The sequence below is a fragment of the Pectobacterium jejuense genome (assembly GCF_026800125.1).
Taxonomy (GTDB): domain Bacteria; phylum Pseudomonadota; class Gammaproteobacteria; order Enterobacterales; family Enterobacteriaceae; genus Pectobacterium; species Pectobacterium jejuense.
The window spans coordinates 206,188-212,258 of the sequence record NZ_JAPQKX010000011.1 but is presented as its reverse complement, the minus strand read 5'-3'; the positions used below and the strand labels follow the sequence as shown (position 1 = coordinate 212,258).

Sequence of the window (6,071 nt, the reverse complement as noted above, 5' to 3'; positions counted from 1 at the left end):
CACACCCCGTTCCGCAAGACATACCAGTTCACCAGATCACGTGTTACAGCAACACGCACCTTGCCGTTGCCCGTCTGCGTTGCAGTTAACGTTGCTGCATTGATTTTTGACCACACGGCAGACGTCAGTGATTTTTGAATAATGATTTGCGAGAACGGTGTATATAGTGTTTCCACATCGATTTCATTAGCTGAAAATATTTTTATCGGCATGAGATCGTTTAGTTGCGAGCTCTGAATTTCCCCCGATGAATCAAACCCAGACATTAAAAAATCATTCGCATCACGCGGCTCAGGCACTACAGATAGTATTCCAGAGCGTGATGAATACCAGTCGTTTGAACGGGATTTAATCAAAACACTATTTTGTGAATATAGCTGAAACTCGCCTATTGTCACTCCGAGCCCATTCCCATTAGTTAGAGTGACAAATAATCTATATGACGTGAAATACTCGGGATTGGGGATAGTAAAAAATCTCTCACCCGCAGTTTCGGTATTTACATCATTAATAACGGAATGCACTGTTTTCCATGAATCCCCGTCATTGCTAGCCTGTAACTCCCACGTTCTCGGCGTTGTAAAATCTACGATCGTTCTGTTTTTTGCTCCTCTATTTTTTATCATATAGGAACCAATCATCATTGGCTTTTGAAAATCAACTCGTAGCCACTGCGGGTTAGTTGAATTCAGAACGTTTTCTGATGCCCAACAGTCACCCGGAGCCGTTGTTTGCGTAATGCCATCAAATGCTCGGTACGGAGGGAAATTGGGCAGACTCGATGTAGATGCGGATACGGTATAGCCGTCTTGGCTATTTGACGTCATTTTAGGTATTGCTGTTTTTTTTACTGCATTAATTGATATCAACTCACCACCAGTCCTGATTTGTGATGAGTAAAACGCATTATCACTAATTAATGAGTAAGTCTCGCCGCGATATAAATTTACCGTACCATCAAAAATAGCATCATCCGTTGCATCATAATTTGCTTTACTCGATGCGTTGAAATCATCAACCACATAAGTCTGATTCGCCGCACCGGCTTCTTCTTTCAGCGCGTATGCCGCGAGATTAAACGTGCTCTGTGGGCTAATGCTGAACGCATGACTTTGCCCCGCCGTTGCACCCTGACGATCGGCAACAATATAGCCAGAACCGCCTGCGCCCGAGCCACCAACTGCGCTGATAATGGTTTTCTCATCCACCGGGTTATAACTCAGCGTTACGCCCGCACCGGCTTCCAGCGAGGAATGGATAAGCTGCTTCGTTTTTTGTGTGTAGTCGGTGATTTCCGCGGTGGTGTGCGAGTGATCCGCAGCCGCAACGCCCATTTGCGCTGGTGTCGGTGAAACATCACCGCTGCCCAGCAGCGACTGGCCAAAGAGCGTGCGGATCGTGGTGCCAGAGATTAATACATCTTGCTTTGCATTCCAGGCCGTTTTTTCATCCGGCGAGGCAAATTTTCTGGTAGCAGTTTCAGTAATCTGATCGGCCGTATAGTCGCCAGCTTGTGCAGTTACGATGCCGGTACGCCCGAATACGGAGGCAACGCCGGAGACGCCGGGTTCTTGATTGCCGCCATTATCTGAATGGCAGCAGGTATGAGGATGAACGGTACATGTTGATTTGCCTGTACTGTCACAAACATTGATTTCAATATTGATATCTTTCATGATATTGATGACTCCATTAATCAAGGGAATAAGGAGTATCACTTATTTTCCCAATGTATTATTTCAACGCACTTTACTAATCCATCGTTTCCTTTTATATAAAATACAGAAGCAAAAATGGCCGCAAAATAGCGGCCATTGGAATAGATAATCGAGAGGCGAATTATGGAATCTGATACGCCAATTTGTAATTGCCTGCCGTTACGGTACGGAATGTCACGCTGTCGGTGCGCCAGCGGATCTCCACTTCCGCCTGAGTCTGCACTTTCCAGCTTGAGGCGTCGTTGACGTTCAATACCAGTCGGTCAATGGTCGCGACATCTGCCGCGGGATCGGTGATATCAAGCGCAAATGCGAACGCCAGAGAGTCTGGCACACCGTTGTTTGCAGAGAACAGTTGCGTCCATTGTGCCGCCGTAATACCGCCGAGCTCGGCTGGCGTCATACCGTCCGCAATCAGTGCTTCTGCGCCTGTGGTATCGGCTGACAGCGTGCCAACATCAACCCACGCTCCGTTCCGCAGGACATGCCAGTTCACCAAATCCCGCGTCACGGCGACACGCACTTTACCGTTGCCTGTCTGCGTAGCTGTCAGCGCTGCGGAGTTGATTTGTGACCATAAGGCCGCGCTCGCCAGGGTTTTCTGTATGGCAATTTGAGGATGCGGTGTATATAGCACTTTTGCATCAATATTTTTTGATGAAAAAATCGTTATCGGCTGTATTCCTGACAAAGAGGATTCGGAGATTACGCCAGATGACAAAAAACCAGTCTCATAAAAATCTTCCGCCACAGATGGTGCTGGGACCGATGTTAATACCCCATTGTTCGCTGAATACCATTTTCCATCACTGCCGTTAATCAATAATCGCTCGCTGCGGAATATTTCAAGCTCCCCAATTTGGACATGCGGGCCAGCATTTTGCTCGGTTATTAAAATACGGAATGATGAATACGGCGTGTCATTGGTGAACGTATATTCTCGAACCGCCCCCCTCCCATCACGAGTATCATTAGATACCGTATGTAACGTATTCCACGTTGTACCATCATTACTCCCCTGAAACATCCACGATTTCGGGCTGAGTGGCCCAGCATTCAGGTTTTCGTTTATTATTCTGTATGTATCAATCAATACAGGAGCCGCCATAGTAATACGCAACCAATGTGGGTTAGCCACTGTTGGTACGGTTTTGGATGCCCAGTATCGATTTAACGTTCCGTTGAATGCTGTCCACGCCGCGTATTGCGTTGAATACTCGGACGATGCGTCAACCGTGTAGCCAACTGAACTATTATTTGCTGTCATCACAGGAATCAGCGTTTTATTAACAGCATCAATTTCAATGCTTTCACCGTCTGATTTGATTGATGACGAATAAAAATTACCGGATTGCGCCAAGTTATATAGTTTTCCGACATAGGGACGTAATGTGTTATCAAACACAGCAGCATGAGTTACGTTGTAGTTCCCTTCGCTAGACACGCCGAAATCATCCACCACATAAGTCTGATTCGCCGCGCCTGCGACTTCTTTCAGCGCATACGCCGCGAGATTAAACGTATTTTGTGGACTAATGCTGAACGCATGATTTTGCCCCGCCGTTGCGCCCTGACGATCGGCAACGATATAACCCGAACCGCCCGTACCCGAACCACCAGCCGCGCTGATAATGGTTTTCTCATTCACCGGGTTATAACTCAGCGTCACGCCCGCCCCCGCTTCCAGCGAGGAACGAATGAGTTGCTTCGTTTTTTGCGTGTAGTCGGTGATGTCCGCGGTGGTGTGCGTGTGATCTGCGGCCGCAACGCCCATTTGCGCTGGCGTCAGTGAGATATCACCGCTGCCCAGCAACGACTGACCAAAGAGCGTGCGGATAGTGGTGCCAGAAATTAATGCATCCTGCTTTGCATTCCAGACTGCTTTTTCATCCGGCGTGGCAAATTTTCTGGTGGCGGTTTCAGTGATCTGATCGGCCGTATAGTCGCCGGGCTGTGCAGTTACGACACCGGTACGCCCGAATACGGAAGCAACGCCGGAAACACCGGGCTCCTGACCACCACCATTGTCTGAATGGCAGCAAGTATGGGAATCAACTTGAATAGGGGGATTAACAGCACATGTTGATTTTCCCATGCTGCCACAGACGTTGATTTCAATATTTACGTTTTTCATAGTACCGACTACTCCGTTAGTTAGGGTGCATCAGGAGTATCGCGTATTTGGCAGGTCGGTTATTTTAAAGCACTTTACTAAACATAAGATTATTTAATCAATTAAATCAGCAAATTAGATTTAATGCCTTTTAGTAGTTAAAGGTTTACATGCGGCATGATTATCTCAGGATAACATCCAAAAAAATGGCGGTTTATGTCATCAGTAAAGAGACAAAAACCGCCATCATTATTTGTTACTTATAAACGATCTCACCTTTCGGCGCGTAGGCTTCCGCATCCAGCGGAGAATGCTTCTCGATATACTGCTTCAGCACCTCAGCGTCGACAAAACCGGTGTTCACATAGCTCGGCAGATTATCAAGGCGCGGATAACCATCGCCGCCCATCGCATTAAAGTTCAGCGTTGCCATCCGATAAACTTTATCTGCCTGCAACGGCTCACCTTTGATTTTCACGTTCTGCACACCCTGCCCGTCTGCCGTCAAGCTGACGTTAAGGAATTGCGCATAGGCACCGGAATCTACCTTTTTATTTGCCGCGACGGCCAGGTACTTCTCAACGTCGCTGCCTTTCATATCCACATAAACCAGTGTGTTGGCAAATGGTTGAACCTTCAGTACATCTTTATAGGTGATATCACCGGATTCGATCGAATCGCGTACACCGCCGCCGCTCATGATGGCGAAATCAGCCCCTGCACGCTCAAGCTGTGCAGACAGCAGCACGTGCGCCAGATTGGTCTGGCGGAAACGCACCTGATTGCGATCGCCTTCCAGCTTACCTTTCACGCTACCGATCTTGATCCCCAGCTGTGCCTGCCCTTTTTCCTGGAACGGCGTCAGCATTTTCATGACGTCAGGATCTTGCGTGATTTCATACGTATAGAAAACACGCTCGGTCTTGCCGTCTTTCTCTACCTTTTTCTTCAGGTTGATCGGAATCAGCTGGTAATGCTCAAGTTTCAATTCACCATTGCGGAATGTGAAATCAGCACGACCGACATATTTACCCCACTCATGTGCCTGAACAATCCAGGTGCCGTTCTGACGATCGGGAGCACAAGGCGTGCCCGGCACATAATCCACCTGCTTTTTATTTTCCTGCGCCATACAGACCGGATCCTGCGAGTGACCGCCGACAATCATGTCCAGATATCCAGTAGGCAGGCTACGCGCCATTTCCACATCACCCGGCGCATTAGAACCGTGATTACCGTCGTCATAGTGCCCCATGTGCGTCGCGGCAATAATCACATCCGGCTTTTCGCTCTTCCGCAACTGCTCAACAACCTGCTTCGCTTCTGTTGAAGGGTTACGGAATTCGATATCGGTAAAATACTCAGGATTGCCTAATTTGGCCGTATCGTCCGTTGTCAGCCCGATAACCGCGATTTTCACACCTTGCTTGTCGAACAGGGCATAAGGCTTAAATAAACGCTGACTCGTACTTTTTTGGTAGATATTGGCCGATAACAGCGGGAATTTCGCCCATTTCTCCTGCTGACGCAGGACAGACAGCGGATTATCGAATTCGTGGTTGCCGAGTGCCATTGCATCATAGCCGACCATGTTCATACCGCGGAAATCTGGCTCTGCATCCTGTAAATCGGACTCAGGCACGCCAGTGTTAATATCACCGCCGGAAAGCAGCAGTACGCTGCCACCTTTACTTGCCACTTCCTGACGGATCTGATCGACCAGCGTTTTTTGCGCCGCTAACCCATATTCACCGTGGTCGTTATGCCAGAAATGACCGTGATGGTCATTGGTATGCAAAATAGTGATAGCGTATGTTTTGTCTTTTTCCCAAGCCATTGACATTACAGGTGTTAGCGCGAGCGACACCGCCATCGCACATCCCAGAGCTTTTACTGAAAAGCGCATGATAAATCTCCGTTTATTTTAAAGACCCAGTGGAACCACTGAGAAATTCACCACACAAATTAGCACAGCAAGATGAACAATGCGCGAGGCGCATTCTCGCTATCCGTCAGCAATGTGCGGTAGCCAACAAAATCAGATGAGGTATAGCAGCGGGAGTGATATCACGCTGGCTTGGCACTGTCGTCACGCCGTCACGAACTCTTGCTAATATGAATGCTTCATCGGAATAATCCAGCATCACACCGTTTATCCTCTGTTTTCCGGCATTTTACGCCGGTGGATAAAATTATTCCGCTGAATACACAGGAAAGCAGTAAGGCATTAGTGCCAAGAA

Annotated in this window: 3 protein-coding genes; all 3 read right to left on the bottom strand. The window is 48.0% G+C overall.

The genetic code is table 11. The annotated features are described in order from the left end of the window. Positions 1-1,676, bottom strand: a 1,676-nt coding sequence (locus NXT09_RS19230) for a discoidin domain-containing protein (RefSeq protein ID WP_268580888.1), incomplete at its 3' end; no start/stop codon positions are given. A 163-nt stretch (positions 1,677-1,839) separates the two neighbouring features. Further along, positions 1,840-3,852 carry a discoidin domain-containing protein gene (locus NXT09_RS19225; protein WP_268580887.1) on the bottom strand — a complete coding sequence of 671 codons (2,013 nt, stop codon included), beginning with the start codon at positions 3,850-3,852 and terminating at the stop codon, positions 1,840-1,842. A gap of 235 nt (positions 3,853-4,087) precedes the next feature. After that, positions 4,088-5,737, bottom strand: a complete 1,650-nt coding sequence (gene ushA / locus NXT09_RS19220; RefSeq protein WP_268580886.1) for a bifunctional UDP-sugar hydrolase/5'-nucleotidase UshA — start codon at positions 5,735-5,737, stop codon at positions 4,088-4,090. Positions 5,738-6,071 lie beyond the last annotated feature (334 nt).